Raw genomic sequence first — 13,527 nt, 5'->3', positions numbered from 1 at the left:
GCAGTCTGCCGGCAAGCGGTGGATAACCTCGCATCGCCCAAAGTTATCCACAGATTTCTTGAATAACCTTGTGGATAACTGGTACTTTTGCCTTGTCAATCAAGCATGCTTTCGGGCTCGACCGTTTTGAGGCAGTTTGAAGGCACGCGTAATTTTCACCGCCCGATTCGCATGAAGACGGCCTGCGGTCGGCATGAATGACCGCGCGTGACGGTCGGCAGCGTGGCTTCGCGCCGCGGCTTTATTCGGGCACGGCGATGTCGCCGTCCACCAGTTGCCAGCCGTAGTCTTCGGCGAATGTTTGCGCCGCCTCGGCAGTTTCGAAAAACGGCATGTCGGCGTGACCCTGAAACGGGTAGATCACGCGCTCGTCGCTCAAACGGATGACCTTCAACGTCGGCACGGTTCCGCTCGACGTACGGCGCGACGACGCCGCCACCTGGTAGTTTGCCCGGCCGGTTAACACCACGGCGTTGGCGCTCTGGGCGCGTCTGGAAAACTGACTCGGCATCGATGTACGCATCAGAGACCAGCGATGGACTGACCGGCCACCATGCCGTCGATCACCTGTTCCGCGTAGCTTGTCGAGGCAATCCGCGCGTCGCCGGCAGCGCCGAACGGTGAACGGCTCGGCACGCGAAACACGCGGCTGCTCGTCATGGTGTCGTCCGTCCCGCGACGGCAGATGCGCACCGCCGCATCGAAGCCCGAATCGTAGTGACGCGCGCCATCGAGACTGCGCGGCGTGTGCGGATAGACCAGCGGATAAATTTCGAGGCCCCGATAACTTCGGATGGTGTTGCTCATGATGTGTGTCTCCGTGAATATGTCGCGTGAACGTCGGCGCCCTGGAAGCGGCGTGAGTTCAACGGCGATGACGCCATTCACACGAGACCAGAGAGACGATGACGGTGTGCGCAACGCCCGGCAACACAGGCAGCCGGCCGACGACACCGTGAAATGAGTGGAAGGAGGGACCCCGATCGACCTGGGGCTCGAGATAGTGCGGCTCGGCGCGTGTGGGACTGTGCGCGGCGTGCGGAGAACAGTGCAGTTGACTCACTGTAACACGTTAGTAGGGCGGATATTTGACGCATTTGGCCACCAGGCGCAGCCATTGCTTCGGAGTGCCGCGTATTGTGTACCGACGCGTCGCGAAACCTGGTTCAGAACGCAAAAAGGGCGCCGTTTCCGGCGCCCTTCGGCTTCGACAACTTGCGGCGTTGCGTACCGCTGGCGTGACCTGAGTCCGCTGCGGTTCGCAGCCGGATCAGTTGCCGAAAAACACGTTGCAGTACGATGCCGGGCCGCTGCATTGCGCCGGAGCCGCAGCGTGTGCTGCGCCCGATGCGGCGGCAAACAGAGCGACGGAAGCGATCAGGGCGGAAAGAATGCGTTTCATGGTGCTACTCCTCTTCAGCGTGGTTTCGCGATCGGTGCCGATCGATGGGACGAAGAATAGCGATTGGCAGTCGGCCGAAAAATCCCCAAGGCGCGAAGACATTTTTTCGCAAATTGAAATAATCGCGTTTTAAGCTTGCGGACGGCATGGCGCCATCTTTAGCGTCATAGCTGGCTTGTCACGCCGCAATCTTTGATCTCGCGCAAACGCAACTTTCAATTTGCGCAATAATCTATTTCGATGTCATAAAACCCGGCCGTGGCACGACTTATAACGTCGACACCACATGGCTAGGCATATGTTCAATACCAGTTCGCTCGCGTCGGTCCGTGCGGGAGAATGGCGCACGGGTCACCCAGCCACGCAAGGAAAGCCATCTGCATATGAACCACACCCACTCATCGGGGCGCCGGGAATGGAGCGCGCCATGGCGGACGTGAATAGACCGGCGCTCGACGATGCGGTTTATCTGACGCAACTGCGGCGCGATCTGTTGCGCTTCGCGCGCCTGCAATTGCGCGACGCCGCGGCTGCGGAAGATGCGGTACAGGAAGCGCTGGCCGCCGCATGGACGCAGGCCGATCGCTTTGCCGCGCAGTCCGAACACAAGACATGGGTGTTCGGCATCTTGCGGCACAAGCTCGTCGATATTCTGCGTGCGCGCAGGCGTACGGTGAGTTTGTCGTCGCTCGAAGCCGAACTCGACGGCGAGACCTTACTCGACCGCGAACTCTTCAAGGAAAACGGCCACTGGTCGCGCGAGGCCAAGCCGCAACCATGGCCAACGCCGGAAAACGCGCTGAGGCAGCAGCAGTTCTGGACGCTGTTCGAGATGTGCCTCGACCATTTGCCGGAACACATCGGCCGCGTGTTCATGATGCGCGAGTTCCTCGATCTGGACACGACGGCAATCTGCGCCGAATTGCAGTTGACCGCCAATCATTGCAGCGTGCTGATCTACCGCGCACGGATGCGCCTGCGCACGTGCCTGAGCGAACGGGGCTTATCGAGCGAGGATGCGAATGGGGAAATGTAAGCACATCACGCGTTTGCTGTCGGATGCGCTCGACCGGCCGCTGACTACCGGCGAATGGGTCGCCATCCGCCTGCATCTGCCGACTTGCAGCGGCTGCCGCAACTATCGCAAACAGATTCGTCTGCTGCGTTTGGCCGCCCATACGGTGAGCGGCATCGACTCGTCGGACGGCGGCGGCAACGAAGAGTGAGCGACGGCGTTGCCTTGCCGTTCAGCGCTCAACGCTCGCCGGGCGGCGTGTCGCGATAACGCTCGAAGAAGCTGGCATGCGACGCCGCGTCGATCAGCACGGGATGCGGCTCGGCCGCGGCCGGATGTTTGACGAGTTGCGCGCGCGTGCGAATCGGCCGGTGCTGGAAGTTGCCGCCGCAGTTCGGGCAGACGTTGCGCAGCGTCGTCAGCGCACACACTTCGCAGAAGGTGCACTCGTAGGTGCAAATCATGGCGTCGGACGCGTTCGGCGGCAGCGATTTACCGCATCCTTCGCAGGAAGGGCGCAATTCAAGCATGGTGGGTTCCCGTCGACAGGCAGCGTCGAGGCGCGGGAATGCGCCTCGTTCGCCGACCGAGTGTACGCGAGCCGATTCGCGCTCAATGGACAGCCAGGCTTCAATTCCTGCCACCTGGCACGATCGCCTGATCAGGTCAGGACACTCCACAACACGAGCGTCAGGACGAGGCCGACCACCGAGACGATCGTTTGCAGCACCGACCAGACCGCCACGGTTTGCTTCAATTGCAGCCCGAAATATTCGCGCACCATCCAGAAACCCGCATCGTTGACGTGGCAGAAGAACACCGAGCCCGCGCCGATGGCGAGCGCCATCAGCGAATTGTGGGTGGCGCTGAGTCCCGCGACGACCGGCGCGACGATGCCGGCGGTCGTCGTCGTGGCGACGGTGGCCGAGCCCGTGGCCTGGCGCAGCGCGACGGCAATCAGCCAGGCCAGCAGGACGAGCGGCAAGTGAGCGCCTACTGCGATCTTGCCGATCGTCGTGCTGATGCCGGCGACGACGAGCGCCTGCTTGAGTCCGCCGCCGGCACCGATGGTCAACAGCAGCGCGGCGATGGGCGGCAGGCTCTTGCGCAGAATGCCGCCGACGCGATCGCGCGCCATGCCACGCGACCAACCCAGCGCGACCACCGCGAAGAGCACGGTGAGGCCGAGCGCGATCAACGGCTCACCGAGAAAATTGAGCGCGTTGAACAGGAAGGTTTCGGGCTGAAGCAGCAGCTTGGCGACGGTACGGCCCAACATCAACACGACGGGCAGCAGAATCGTGATGAGCGAGATGGCGAAGCCGGGCGTTTCGGCGGCGTTATCCTGCGCGCTGAAGAGTTTGCCCATTTCTTCCGGTTCGACGACGTGCATCCGCTTGGATAGCCAGATGCCGTAGAGCGGGCCAGCGAGTATCACCGCCGGAATCGCTACGATCAGACCGAGGCCGAGCGTCAGACCGAGATCGGCATGCAACGCGCTCACCGCGATCAGCGGACCCGGATGCGGCGGCAGCAGGGCGTGCAGCGTCGTCATGCCGGCGAGCGCGGGAATCGCGATGCGCAAGATGGGCTGTTGGGAGCGGCGCGCCATCACGAAGATGATCGGCACCATCATCACCAGACCCACTTCGAAAAACAGCGGCAAACCGATGATGAGCGCGACGACCGCCATCATCCACGGCAGCGTGCGAGGCGTGGAGTGTTTCAGGATGGTGGAGACGAGGCGGTCGGCCGCGCCGGATTCCGCCATTAACGCACCGAGCATCGCCCCCAGCGCGATGATGATGCCCACGTCACCGAGCAATGCACCGGCGCCTTTACTGAACGCGCTGGCCACGGCCTCCAGCGGCAGACCCGCTGCAAAACCCGCCGCGAACGTGCCGACCAGAATCGACAGGAACGGTGCCAGTTTCAGCACGCTAATAAAAGCAATGATGATGACGAGTCCGAGCGCGCAGGACAGTATGAGTTGAGTGTCGTGGGCGGCCCACGGTGCGAGTGTTGTCGTCGGATTCACGATTTCTCTTGGTTGATTGACGAGGCGCGGCGGCGCGGATGACGGATTGTAGCGGCGCAGGAAGACACGAGGCAGCGAAGGCGGCAGTTTCGCCGGTCAGCGAACTTGCGTGATTTGCTTATGCGAATTTATCGGTTCGTCCAGGTCGACGGACGAATTATCGTCGGAGCCAATCGGTCCGTTTTGCGTCCGTCTTTTTATCGAGCATTTTCATGTCCCGTCATTCACTGCTCTCGCGCCGCAAATTTATCGCCGGCGTGGGGGCGTCGCTCGCGAGCGCCGCCTTGCCTGTCGTCCCGACATCCGTGTTCGCCGCGCAGACGCGCGCGAAGGAATTACGCATCGGTTATCAGAAAGCGGCCAATACGCTAGTTCTACTGAAGGCGCACGGCACGCTTGAGAAGCGTCTTGCGCCGCTCGGCGTGTCGGTCAAATGGAACGAGTTTCCTGCGGGTCCCCAGTTGCTGGAGGGCCTGAATGTCGGCGCGATCGATTTTGGTTACGTCGGTGAAGCGCCGCCCGTTTTCGCACAGGCGGCCGGTGCTAACTTCGTCTATACCGCCTATGAAATTCCGACGCCGCACGCGGAAGGCATCCTCGTTCACCAGGACGCGCCGATAAAGACGCTCGCCGACCTCAAAGGGAAAAAAATCGCGCTGAACAAGGGATCGGACGTCCACTGGTTTCTGGTCGCCGCACTGCAAAAGGCAGGCGTGAAATACAGCGAAATTCAACCGGTGTTTCTGGCTCCGGCGGATGCGCGCGCGGCATTCGAGCGCGGATCGATCGACGCGTGGGCAATCTGGGATCCGTTTCTGGAAGCGGCAAAGCGGCAATCGAATGCGCGGCTACTCGCCGACGCGGATGGCATTGTCAGTCACCACCAGTTTTTCCTGAGCGCCAGGCTGTTCGCGGAACAGAACAGCGATGTGCTGGCGATCGTCATGGACGAGGCGGGCAAAGAGGGCGCCTGGGTGCGTGGTCACTACGCCGAGGCCGCCGCGCAGCTTGCGCCGATCCAGGGGCTCGACGCCGGCGTGATCGAAGCCGGCTTGCGGCACTATGCGCACATCTACAAGCCGGTCGACGCCAACGTGCTCGCGGAACAACAACGAATCGCCGACACGTTCAGCGATTTGCGCATCATCCCGACGAAGATCGTGACAAAGGACGCTGCGCTAGGGTTCACGGCGTAACGGCTTGCGTCGCTGGCCGGTTCACACAAAAAGCGCCGCGACGTTTTCCGGCGGGCGTCCGATTACGGCACGCCCGTTTCGGACCACGATCGGCCGCTGCAGAAGAATGGGATGGCTTGCCAGCGCTTCGTAGAGTTGGGCGTCGCTTAGCGCGGGATTGTCGAGTTGCAGTTCTTTGTATTCGGCTTCGTTATCGCGAATCATGTCGCGGACCGGGCAACCCAGTTGCGCGTTGAGATGCTTCAGTTGCGCGACCGTCAGCGGTTGCTTCAGGTACTCGATGACTTCCGTCGGCTCGTTGGCGCTGTTGTAGGTGCTACCGACGAGTTCGCAGGTCGCGCGTGATTTCGAGCAACGGGGGTTGTGGTAGATCGTGATCATGGTGGGTGGGGGCTGGTGGATTGCAGGGATTTTAGCGGGTGGGACTGGTGACGTGGTTTGTTTGGGTGGGACTGCGGTGGGAGTTCGTGAGTCGGCGGGTTGGTCTTTGGCGCATGGGGCGCCGCGAATTTGCCGGTAGGGCTCTGGACGTTCGTGCTTCGTGCTCGGTTAGTTACCGCGGTGATATTTGCGCTGTTGAAGCTTGTGCGGATGAGGCGTTGTCGTTGTGGCGGGTTCGTGGCGTGGCGTACGTTGAATGCTGCGGTGACTTGGAGGTCGTGATGCCGCGCCAAGCGATTGGATGCTCAGCTCGTCAGCAACCCGGTTTATGCGCATAAAGTGGCGGACGGGTTGTGCTGCTACTTGTCGTGGGTACCTTAACTCGCTCCTTCTAGCTCGCTGAAGTCGGCGTGCAGGTCTTTTCACTGCCTAACGGGATGTCTATCCAATGCCAGATTGAACCGAAAGCTGGCTTCCGCGCCCATGAAGCAAAGACGGGCTCAGGCACTCTGCCAGTGTGCCGGCAAAACGATTACCTTGAAATGACGCGCTTTGCGCGGTGCGTCAGGACACCGCCGGTTTATGCGCATAAAGCCTCGACCTTCGAGTGAATGATTTTGGACCGGCTGCTGCTACTCTTGCCCGTTCAAAACGCCTCCATACAAATCCAATACCCTGCGCGTGCGATGCGCCCGTGGCAACATCGTCCACTGCTGCAATGCGAACACGATTGCACTTGGCAAGCCGACTAACGGCTAAAGCAGATCACGCATCGCCATAAGCGATAGCCGTCGTCCGCGCATCCCACACCTCCGGTCACTCAACCGCCCCCAGCACTCCTTTATGCGCATAAACCTATATCGTTCGGCCAATCTTTTCCTTATTTAAACAAAAACGATTGAAATGGAAAATCATCCAGGTAGAATCCATTTGCGTCTAAAAGAGGAGGTGAAGATTGGCAGCAGAAATCATCGCGGTAACTCAGCAGAAGGGCGGAGTCGGGAAGAGCACACTTGCGATGCATCTCGGCGCTGCGTTTCATGAGAAAGGTAAGCGTGTCCTGGTTGTGGATGCAGACGGTCAGAACACGCTGATCCACTGGGCCAGCGCATCGTCGGACGGTGAAACGGGCATCCCGTTTCCGGTCGTCAACCTGTCCGAAGCCGGCAGCCAGATCCACCGCGAGATCAAGAAATTCGTCGCTGACTACGACATCATCATCGTCGACTGCCCTCCCTCGATTACCGAAAAGGTTTCAGGCGTCGTATTGCTCGCCGCGAGTGTCGCGGTCATCCCAACTTCGTCGTCACCCGCCGATTACTGGTCGAGCGTCGGTCTGGTCAAACTCGTCCAGCAAGCGCAAGTGATGAACGAAGACCTCCGCGCCGTCTTCCTGCTCAATAAGACCGAAGAGAAGCGCATGCTGACGCGCGAACTGAAGCGCGCGCTAGAAGAACTCGGCTTCCCGCTCCTCAAGACTCAGATTCCCACGCGCGAAGCCTATAAGCAGGCGATGGCGTTGGGCCAGACGGTACTTCAGATGAACGATCGCGGCGCCAAGCTTGCAGCGATCGAAATCCGGGCGTGCGCCAATGAGATCGCAGCCCTGCTTCCCTGAATTTATGCGCATAAAGGACCCTGAATGAAACCCTCCCAATTTGCCAAAGGCTTTCAAGCACGTCCTGACACGACCAGCAGCGAAAAGCGAACCGCACTGGACCGGCTCAATGCAATCGATGGCCTGGTAAAGAATGGCGCCGCCGCCGACATCCCGAGCCGAGCCGGCCAGACGACCCGCCCCCGCGACCTCGTGGAAACCGACATTGGCGCGGCCGACAGCGCCAACGAATCAGCCGCCTATCGCACGTGGCGCGTCGAGCACGGCTACAGGCCTGGCCAGGTCATCGAACTCGCACTGAAGACGATCAAGCCTAGCCCGTTTAACCCGCGCCACTTTTACGTGAAGTCGTCGATTGCCGAACTCGCGGTGAACCTGGCCAAGCAGGGGCAGCAACAGGCCATCCACGTCATTCCGGACTACGACAATCCCGGCACTTACTTCGTGAGCGATGGCGGACGACGTGTCCGTGCTCTCAAAGAGGCGAACAAGGACTCCGTCAAAGCAATCGTCATCGACTTGCCGATCGGCATCCAGAGCTACAAGCTCGGCTACGACCTCAACGTCCAGCGCGATTCGCAAACGGTTTTCGACAACGCCGTCGTGTGGCGACGTTTCCTCGACGACCGGCACTTCCAGAGTCAGAAGGAACTGGCGGAGCACCTCGGCCTCGATGAGTCGACTGTTGCCGTCGCACTATCGATCGCGAAGTTGCCGGAAGCGGTGATGCATGAAATGGTGGCGCGCCCCGACCGTTTCGGTTCGAACATGGCGTACCAGGTTGGCCGCTATCACACTGCCCGCGGCGCCGACGCAACGCTGCGCCTGATCAACAAGATCCTCTCCGACGATCTGAGTACGAGGCAGGTCGCGGACATCGTCAAGGGACGAGCGAGCGCGCAGGAAAGCGCCAAACCTGCAGGTCGGCAACGCTATGCTCAGCGTCTGGAGATCAAACTGGGAGGCGTATCGGTCGGCGATCTGAAGTCGTATGGCGACGATCGGATCGAACTTCGCCTGAAGGGCCTCACGCGTGAAAAGCGCGACGACATCCTTCGTCAAATCGAGAAAATGTTGAAGTAATCGAGAAACGCAGATGCGGCGGCCTTCTATCTGGCCGCCGCTCGATCGAGTTTGCTGCGCCGTGCCGGTTACGCCGCGCGCGACTGACTCAGCGTGAAGGCGAGCAGATCGCCATCGGTCGGTTCGCCCCAGGTCTTGCGAGCCAGCCAGTCGAAGAATGCCGTATCGACGATCTTCGAATCCAGCCCCCGACGGCGCCAGTCGTCTCTCAAATGCGTGCCGAGACCCGGCAACTCGTCGTCCTCAAACGACTTACGCGCGATCTCGCGTTCGGACTCGCCCTGTTCTTCATAAAGCTCGCGGGCTTCCTTGCGACGATAAGCCGAGTACTCGCCGAGCAGACGCGCCTTGAGGTCGTCGGCCGGCGCGCCGATTGCCTTGCCACCCGATGATGAGGGCAACGCCTCGACCGGCGGTGCGTAGCCTTTCTTCAGCGCGTCTTTGAACAGCGCGGGCGCACTGCGCACCGCAGGCAGCGACGTGCTGCGCATACGCTGCTCGGTCATCTGCAAGGCTGCGCGAATGCGGTTTTCCTCGCTATCCGCGTACAGCGTTTGCGCTTCTTTCAGCGGAATGCCGATCTTCACCATCCGGTCGACCAGCGTGCTGTCGAACACGTTCGGATGCTCGTCGAGCGCCAGCATAGGCTGCTTGCGCTCCGTCACGCGAAACTGGATTTCGGCGACACGGCGTCCTTCGCGATGTTCGATCAATTCCACGAAAATATTCGTGACGGCATTGACCTCGGCGATAGCCGGGCGCAAGTAATCGCGCTTGAAATACTTGTATTCGCGTTTCGCCTCGTCACCGGCTTCCGTATCCGGCGTGCCGGAAAGAATGGGCCGCCACCACTCCCACGACTCGCGCATCGTCAGATGACTTGGGTTGGTGAGGTAACGAACGCAAATTTCGTAGAGCGCAAGGCCCGCGCTACTGCGCAACTGGCTCTGGAACTGCAGGCTCAGACGGGCATACTGAACCGGGTCCAGCAGCTTTTTCTTGATCTTGGGCGCGAACGAGAATTCCACCCAGACCCGGCGCGTAGTCGGATCTTCGAGAATTTCCGCGTCGGCGATCAGCGTGGAGATACCCCATTTACGGCCGGGCTTCTGACTCGACGTGCCGCTGCTCCATTCGACCTGAACCGACACCATGCGACGCAAGTGTTCTTTGACCAGCGCGGTGTCGTTGGAATCGAACGCGGAATTTGCCACGATGTCGGACAACAAAGCCCGATAGGTGTCGCCGGACTCATCCGCCTGCTGCGCAACGGCGAGGAGCACGTTGAATAGTTTGCGGGTGAGCAGCGTGATTTTGCCGCTCTTGGGCTGAATCGCGATCGCCTCGACGGCTTTGCGCAATTCGGCCGAGCTCGGGCTGACTACATCGGTCTTCTTCGCGCGCTTCGTGGCCATGCGTCTGGTCGAGGAGGGATTTGGCGAGAGCATACCGGCTGCGGTGATACCCGTCTATAGCACGGATCTCACCCTTCCCGGTGAAGTGAGTTTACGCGACGCGACTCACCTCGAGCTTCTCCCGAAAACCCTCACCTCAATCCAATCGCCCCTGGTTCGGGCTTCCTTGCAGATCGCGGCGTCCCGCAAATCGACCCCTGTTTACCCGTGAATAAAGCGGAGGTCGGGCGTCCCGAATCTTCTCACCTTAAAAAATTCTCCGTGAGTTTTCCTGGCAAAGGGCACTCAAGAGCGCCCTGCGCGATTCGATTTTTCTGAATTCCTGAGTGCGCGGATCCGATGGGCTAACGGGCATACGGTGGCGCGGGTGTAAAACGGCTAATGCAGTGGTGAGACGCGAAGCGGCCGAATCGTCACCGCGGCGTTAGAGCTTTCGCATTTGCGCTGGCTACCCGCCGCTATTCGGTCCAATGATTGTCGCGATCGCGTCTTGCCCCACCCTCGACCGCCACTCGGGCAGCGCAGCCGGTCAGTAGGCGGCCAACGCGTCATAGAAAGCGGGCGCGAGGTCGAATGTCTGCAGCGCCGCGTACAGCGCTTTAACGAGGCTGCGCACACAGACGCTTTGTACCGGTCATTTGCCGGTCAGTCGGTCGGCCATACAGAAGTTTTCGCTGAACCGCCCTTGCAAATCGAAGCTAGTTGCACCAAGGCCCCTTCTCCACATCGAATGCAATCCACAACTCGCCAGCCCCGGCTCCTCCACATTCGCCCTATCGACACCCGAAAAAGCTCACCTCTGGAATCGCAGATCGCGAGAAACGGCGCGGGTCCGCCGTCATGCGTGGCCCAAACCAGGCTCGAAACGATCCTGAAAAGTCTCACCTTCAGCCAATTGAGCGGTTTTTTCTCACTCCAAAAACAGCCCCCGAAAAACCTCACCTTTGCGGTTTCAATCTTTTTTATTGTTTATTTTCAACTACTTACTGATCACCAAATTGCAGATCCACTCCGGCCCACTCCCGAAAAACCTCACCTCAAGAGCGATTTGGACAAAATAGCGATCTCCGGCAGTCGCCGCAGCAGCTCCCGAAAACACTCACCATTCAAATTCGGCCGTCCCGATTTGTCGGCTGCCTGGACGCCGTCAACAGGACGTTCCCAGCCCAAAGTCCCTGTTCTGCTCCCGCATTTACTCACCTCAGCAGCACTTTGCGTCGAAAAAGTATCCCGTAAAGCCTCACCTTTGATCAATTCGCGAAATTTGACGCGCTCGACCCGTCTCCAAACTGGCGCATCCCGAATTTCCTCACCTTGGTGTCGATGTCCCCCGACTTCCTCCATACAGTGGCTTGGCAAATCACCGGCGTCTCGTCGCGCCAGCTCCCGAAAATCCTCACCTTAGTCACTTTCTTGCCCAATTTCTGTGCAAAATAGCCGCTGAGTCCCGGAAAATCTCACCTCGAGTTCTCGTTTTATCCCGTCTCGGCTCACCAATGCCCTTTTGGCAGCCAGAACGAGGTCAAAAATCGACGTAACGAGAGGTCCTGAAAACCCTCACCTGACGTCGATCCACTCCATCACTCATCTTTCCAGAGCTGCCGGGCGATCCCCGCCAACCAGGTCCCGCAAAACCTCACCTTTGACGATTACCCGTCTGGTAGCCTGTTCCCGAACCCGCTCACGTTCTGTCCCGGACCTACTCACCGAGGCCCCCGAACCTCATCACTCAACCGTCCTGCAAAACCTCACCACCTCTCCCGTAAAGCTTCACCTGACCGGTCTGTAACGCCCGCCAGATAAGGCTTTGCCGTGGCGTTAACGTTTTTAACATGGGTTCAAAGGTGTTTACTTTTATTACTCTCTAGACCTTCCCCGTGCGTCCTTCGGACAGATCTTCCAAAACCCCAGTCACCAGGATGACGCATCCGTGAAACAGTGCGCGATCATTGGGAAAGGCAAAAAAGCGCTTTGTCTACAAAGACTTATTGGCTATTCTTAGTTTTGTTTCACGGAAAAATGGAGCGGCAACGTTCTTAAAGGCATCACATAACGTCAGAAACGTCGTTTCATGCACGTTCAGCAGGGTACGAACAAAATCGTATCGAACACTACGTAAATTGTTATGATTAATCCAATTCCGGCAACATCGAGGTCTGCATGAATATGGATGAACAACGGCACGCCATTCGCGACGAACTGGAATCGCTAAAGGCAAAAGGGGCACGCAGGCAGGAGCTTTCACTTCATGCCTGCAAAAGGCTGTTTTTCGATCTTGGAATCCGACCGTCGATGGCTGCGGTTCGCGATCTCACTCAAACAGGCAGCGCGAGCGACATCCCAAAAGATATCGACGCGTTCTGGGAGCGCATCCGGGAAGTGTCGCGGGTCAAAGTTGGCGCAGGCTCGATTCCCAAAGCGCTGGAAGATCGCGCCGGCGAACTTCTTGGCGCGCTGTTCGAAGAGGCCGTATCGCTGGCTCAGTCCAACCTGAACGATGAACGGGAAGAATTCCGCGCTCAGGTAGCCGCGGCTGACCAGCGGGTACGCGAGGTTCAGATCCGACTGGAGGCGTCCGAAGACGCGATCAGGCGCAGCGAATTGCGCGCTGAAGCCGCGTCAGAGCGGGCTCACGCGCTAGAAAGCCAGTTATCGAGTGTGACTTCGCACGGCACGGCCCATCAGGAAGGCTTGCAGGCAACCGTCCGGCGGCTCGATCAGGAAAATGCTGCGCTGCGGCAGCGTCTCGATGCGGAGCAGGGCAACAATGCCACGCTGCGCGACCGCATCGACTCCCTGCATCTCGAATTGCGCCAAAGCACGGAACACTATGCGCAGCAGATTAAAGACGCGGTGGCCGAGGCCGAGCGCAGAGTCAAACCCATGCTGGTCGAACTCGACTCCCTGCGCAGCATGGCTGCGACCTATCAATCGGGTGTGCGGGACGCGAGTCGAAAGGAATTCGACTTTATCCAGCAAATCGCCGCTGCCAAAGCGCGCGGCGATCGACTGGACGCTCAACTGCGCGAGCAGTCGGACGAACTGGATGCGTTGACCAAAGAAATTGACGCGTTGCGTGGTCAACAAGGCATCGACCCGGGCATCGCGACCCTGCTGTGTACTCTGGTCGAAGCCGGCAGACTCAACCCCGACGAATTGTCTGCGATCGGAACGGCGGCGGACGGACACGTCGCCCTGCCGCCGCGCTGCCCGAAATGCGAGGAAGGTGAGCCCGAACTGTCGTATGTCGATCACCGCTTTGAACTGCAGTGCCCGGAGTGCGATCACTCGTCGGGGCTCGGCGAATCAAGACTGGCGGCGGTTAGCCAGTTTTTGTCGACGGGATCGGTGACCGCTTCGAGCTGAATGCGATGGGTGC

13 protein-coding genes are annotated in these 13,527 nt (G+C 59.6%); 6 read left to right on the top strand and 7 right to left on the bottom strand.

Translation table 11 applies throughout. From position 1 onward, the window contains the following. Window positions 1-241: 241 nt before the first annotated feature. The 3 genes from P3T18_RS29375 to P3T18_RS29365 form a co-directional block, all read right to left on the bottom strand. Window positions 242-523 (bottom strand): DUF6723 family protein, encoded by a 282-nt coding sequence (locus tag P3T18_RS29375; RefSeq protein WP_429303463.1) that lies wholly within the window; start codon window positions 521-523, stop codon window positions 242-244. Beyond that, window positions 523-807 carry a hypothetical protein gene (locus P3T18_RS29370; RefSeq protein WP_429303462.1) on the bottom strand — a complete coding sequence of 95 codons (285 nt, stop codon included), beginning with the start codon at window positions 805-807 and terminating at the stop codon, window positions 523-525. Before P3T18_RS29370 ends, P3T18_RS29375 begins: the two co-directional genes overlap by 1 nt. Before the next feature lie 463 nt (window positions 808-1,270). Then, window positions 1,271-1,402, bottom strand: a complete 132-nt coding sequence (locus tag P3T18_RS29365; RefSeq protein WP_408499924.1) for a hypothetical protein — start codon at window positions 1,400-1,402, stop codon at window positions 1,271-1,273. 427 nt (window positions 1,403-1,829) lie between these two features. On the opposite strand from P3T18_RS29365, the gene P3T18_RS29360 reads away from it, so the two are divergent. Both P3T18_RS29360 and P3T18_RS29355 read left to right on the top strand, forming a co-directional pair. Continuing rightward, window positions 1,830-2,438: an RNA polymerase factor sigma-70 gene (locus P3T18_RS29360; RefSeq protein WP_429303461.1), complete on the top strand. Its 609-nt coding sequence runs from the start codon at window positions 1,830-1,832 to the stop codon at window positions 2,436-2,438. Next, window positions 2,425-2,628: a zf-HC2 domain-containing protein gene (locus tag P3T18_RS29355; protein WP_429303460.1), complete on the top strand. Its 204-nt coding sequence runs from the start codon at window positions 2,425-2,427 to the stop codon at window positions 2,626-2,628. The genes P3T18_RS29360 and P3T18_RS29355 overlap by 14 nt, the downstream gene beginning before the upstream one ends. A gap of 28 nt (window positions 2,629-2,656) precedes the next feature. Here the strand turns inward: P3T18_RS29355 and P3T18_RS29350 are convergent, their stop codons facing one another. Continuing rightward, entirely contained in the window at window positions 2,657-2,947 is a 291-nt protein-coding gene (locus tag P3T18_RS29350; protein ID WP_429303459.1) for a DUF1272 domain-containing protein, read from the bottom strand. A 131-nt stretch (window positions 2,948-3,078) separates the two neighbouring features. After that, window positions 3,079-4,455: a gluconate:H+ symporter gene (locus tag P3T18_RS29345; RefSeq protein WP_429303458.1), complete on the bottom strand. Its 1,377-nt coding sequence runs from the start codon at window positions 4,453-4,455 to the stop codon at window positions 3,079-3,081. Window positions 4,456-4,667: 212 nt separating this feature from the next. On the opposite strand from P3T18_RS29345, the gene P3T18_RS29340 reads away from it, so the two are divergent. Beyond that, on the top strand, window positions 4,668-5,651 hold the full coding sequence (locus P3T18_RS29340) for a sulfonate ABC transporter substrate-binding protein (protein ID WP_429303457.1): 984 nt from the start codon (window positions 4,668-4,670) through the stop codon (window positions 5,649-5,651). Window positions 5,652-5,672: 21 nt separating this feature from the next. On the opposite strand, the gene arsC is transcribed toward P3T18_RS29340, so the two are convergent. Further along, entirely contained in the window at window positions 5,673-6,032 is a 360-nt protein-coding gene (arsC, locus tag P3T18_RS29335; protein ID WP_429303456.1) for an arsenate reductase (glutaredoxin), read from the bottom strand. 955 nt (window positions 6,033-6,987) lie between these two features. Here arsC and parA point away from each other — a divergent pair. Next, entirely contained in the window at window positions 6,988-7,650 is a 663-nt protein-coding gene (parA, locus tag P3T18_RS29330) for a ParA family partition ATPase (RefSeq protein WP_429303455.1), read from the top strand. Window positions 7,651-7,674: 24 nt separating this feature from the next. After that, complete coding sequence (locus tag P3T18_RS29325) at window positions 7,675-8,733, top strand: ParB/RepB/Spo0J family partition protein (RefSeq protein WP_429303454.1); 1,059 nt, start codon at window positions 7,675-7,677, stop codon at window positions 8,731-8,733. 68 nt (window positions 8,734-8,801) lie between these two features. Here P3T18_RS29325 and P3T18_RS29320 read toward each other — a convergent pair whose 3' ends face one another. Then, window positions 8,802-10,148, bottom strand: coding sequence for a replication initiation protein (locus tag P3T18_RS29320; RefSeq protein WP_429303453.1), 1,347 nt, complete (start codon window positions 10,146-10,148; stop codon window positions 8,802-8,804). A 2,160-nt stretch (window positions 10,149-12,308) separates the two neighbouring features. Between P3T18_RS29320 and P3T18_RS29315 the strand changes: the two genes are divergently transcribed. Further along, entirely contained in the window at window positions 12,309-13,514 is a 1,206-nt protein-coding gene (locus P3T18_RS29315) for a DNA-binding protein (RefSeq protein ID WP_429303452.1), read from the top strand. Window positions 13,515-13,527: the final 13 nt, after the last annotated feature.

Source organism: Paraburkholderia sp. GAS199, assembly GCF_050436585.1.
Taxonomy (GTDB): domain Bacteria; phylum Pseudomonadota; class Gammaproteobacteria; order Burkholderiales; family Burkholderiaceae; genus Paraburkholderia.
The sequence above is the reverse complement of the archived record's forward strand: the minus strand, read 5'-3'. Positions and strand labels throughout refer to the sequence as shown.

What these genes read in the sequence shown, in the direction of transcription:
- P3T18_RS29375 (WP_429303463.1), bottom strand. Translation starts at nt 523, where the DNA reads ATGCGTACATCGATGCCGAGTCAGTTTTCCAGACGCGCCCAGAGCGCC.
- P3T18_RS29370 (WP_429303462.1), bottom strand. Translation starts at nt 807, where the DNA reads ATGAGCAACACCATCCGAAGTTATCGGGGCCTCGAAATTTATCCGCTG.
- P3T18_RS29365 (WP_408499924.1), bottom strand. Translation starts at nt 1,402, where the DNA reads ATGAAACGCATTCTTTCCGCCCTGATCGCTTCCGTCGCTCTGTTTGCC.
- P3T18_RS29360 (WP_429303461.1), top strand. Translation starts at nt 1,830, where the DNA reads ATGGCGGACGTGAATAGACCGGCGCTCGACGATGCGGTTTATCTGACG.
- P3T18_RS29355 (WP_429303460.1), top strand. Translation starts at nt 2,425, where the DNA reads ATGGGGAAATGTAAGCACATCACGCGTTTGCTGTCGGATGCGCTCGAC.
- P3T18_RS29350 (WP_429303459.1), bottom strand. Translation starts at nt 2,947, where the DNA reads ATGCTTGAATTGCGCCCTTCCTGCGAAGGATGCGGTAAATCGCTGCCG.
- P3T18_RS29340 (WP_429303457.1), top strand. Translation starts at nt 4,668, where the DNA reads ATGTCCCGTCATTCACTGCTCTCGCGCCGCAAATTTATCGCCGGCGTG.
- arsC (WP_429303456.1), bottom strand. Translation starts at nt 6,032, where the DNA reads ATGATCACGATCTACCACAACCCCCGTTGCTCGAAATCACGCGCGACC.
- P3T18_RS29325 (WP_429303454.1), top strand. Translation starts at nt 7,675, where the DNA reads ATGAAACCCTCCCAATTTGCCAAAGGCTTTCAAGCACGTCCTGACACG.
- P3T18_RS29320 (WP_429303453.1), bottom strand. Translation starts at nt 10,148, where the DNA reads ATGGCCACGAAGCGCGCGAAGAAGACCGATGTAGTCAGCCCGAGCTCG.
- P3T18_RS29315 (WP_429303452.1), top strand. Translation starts at nt 12,309, where the DNA reads ATGAATATGGATGAACAACGGCACGCCATTCGCGACGAACTGGAATCG.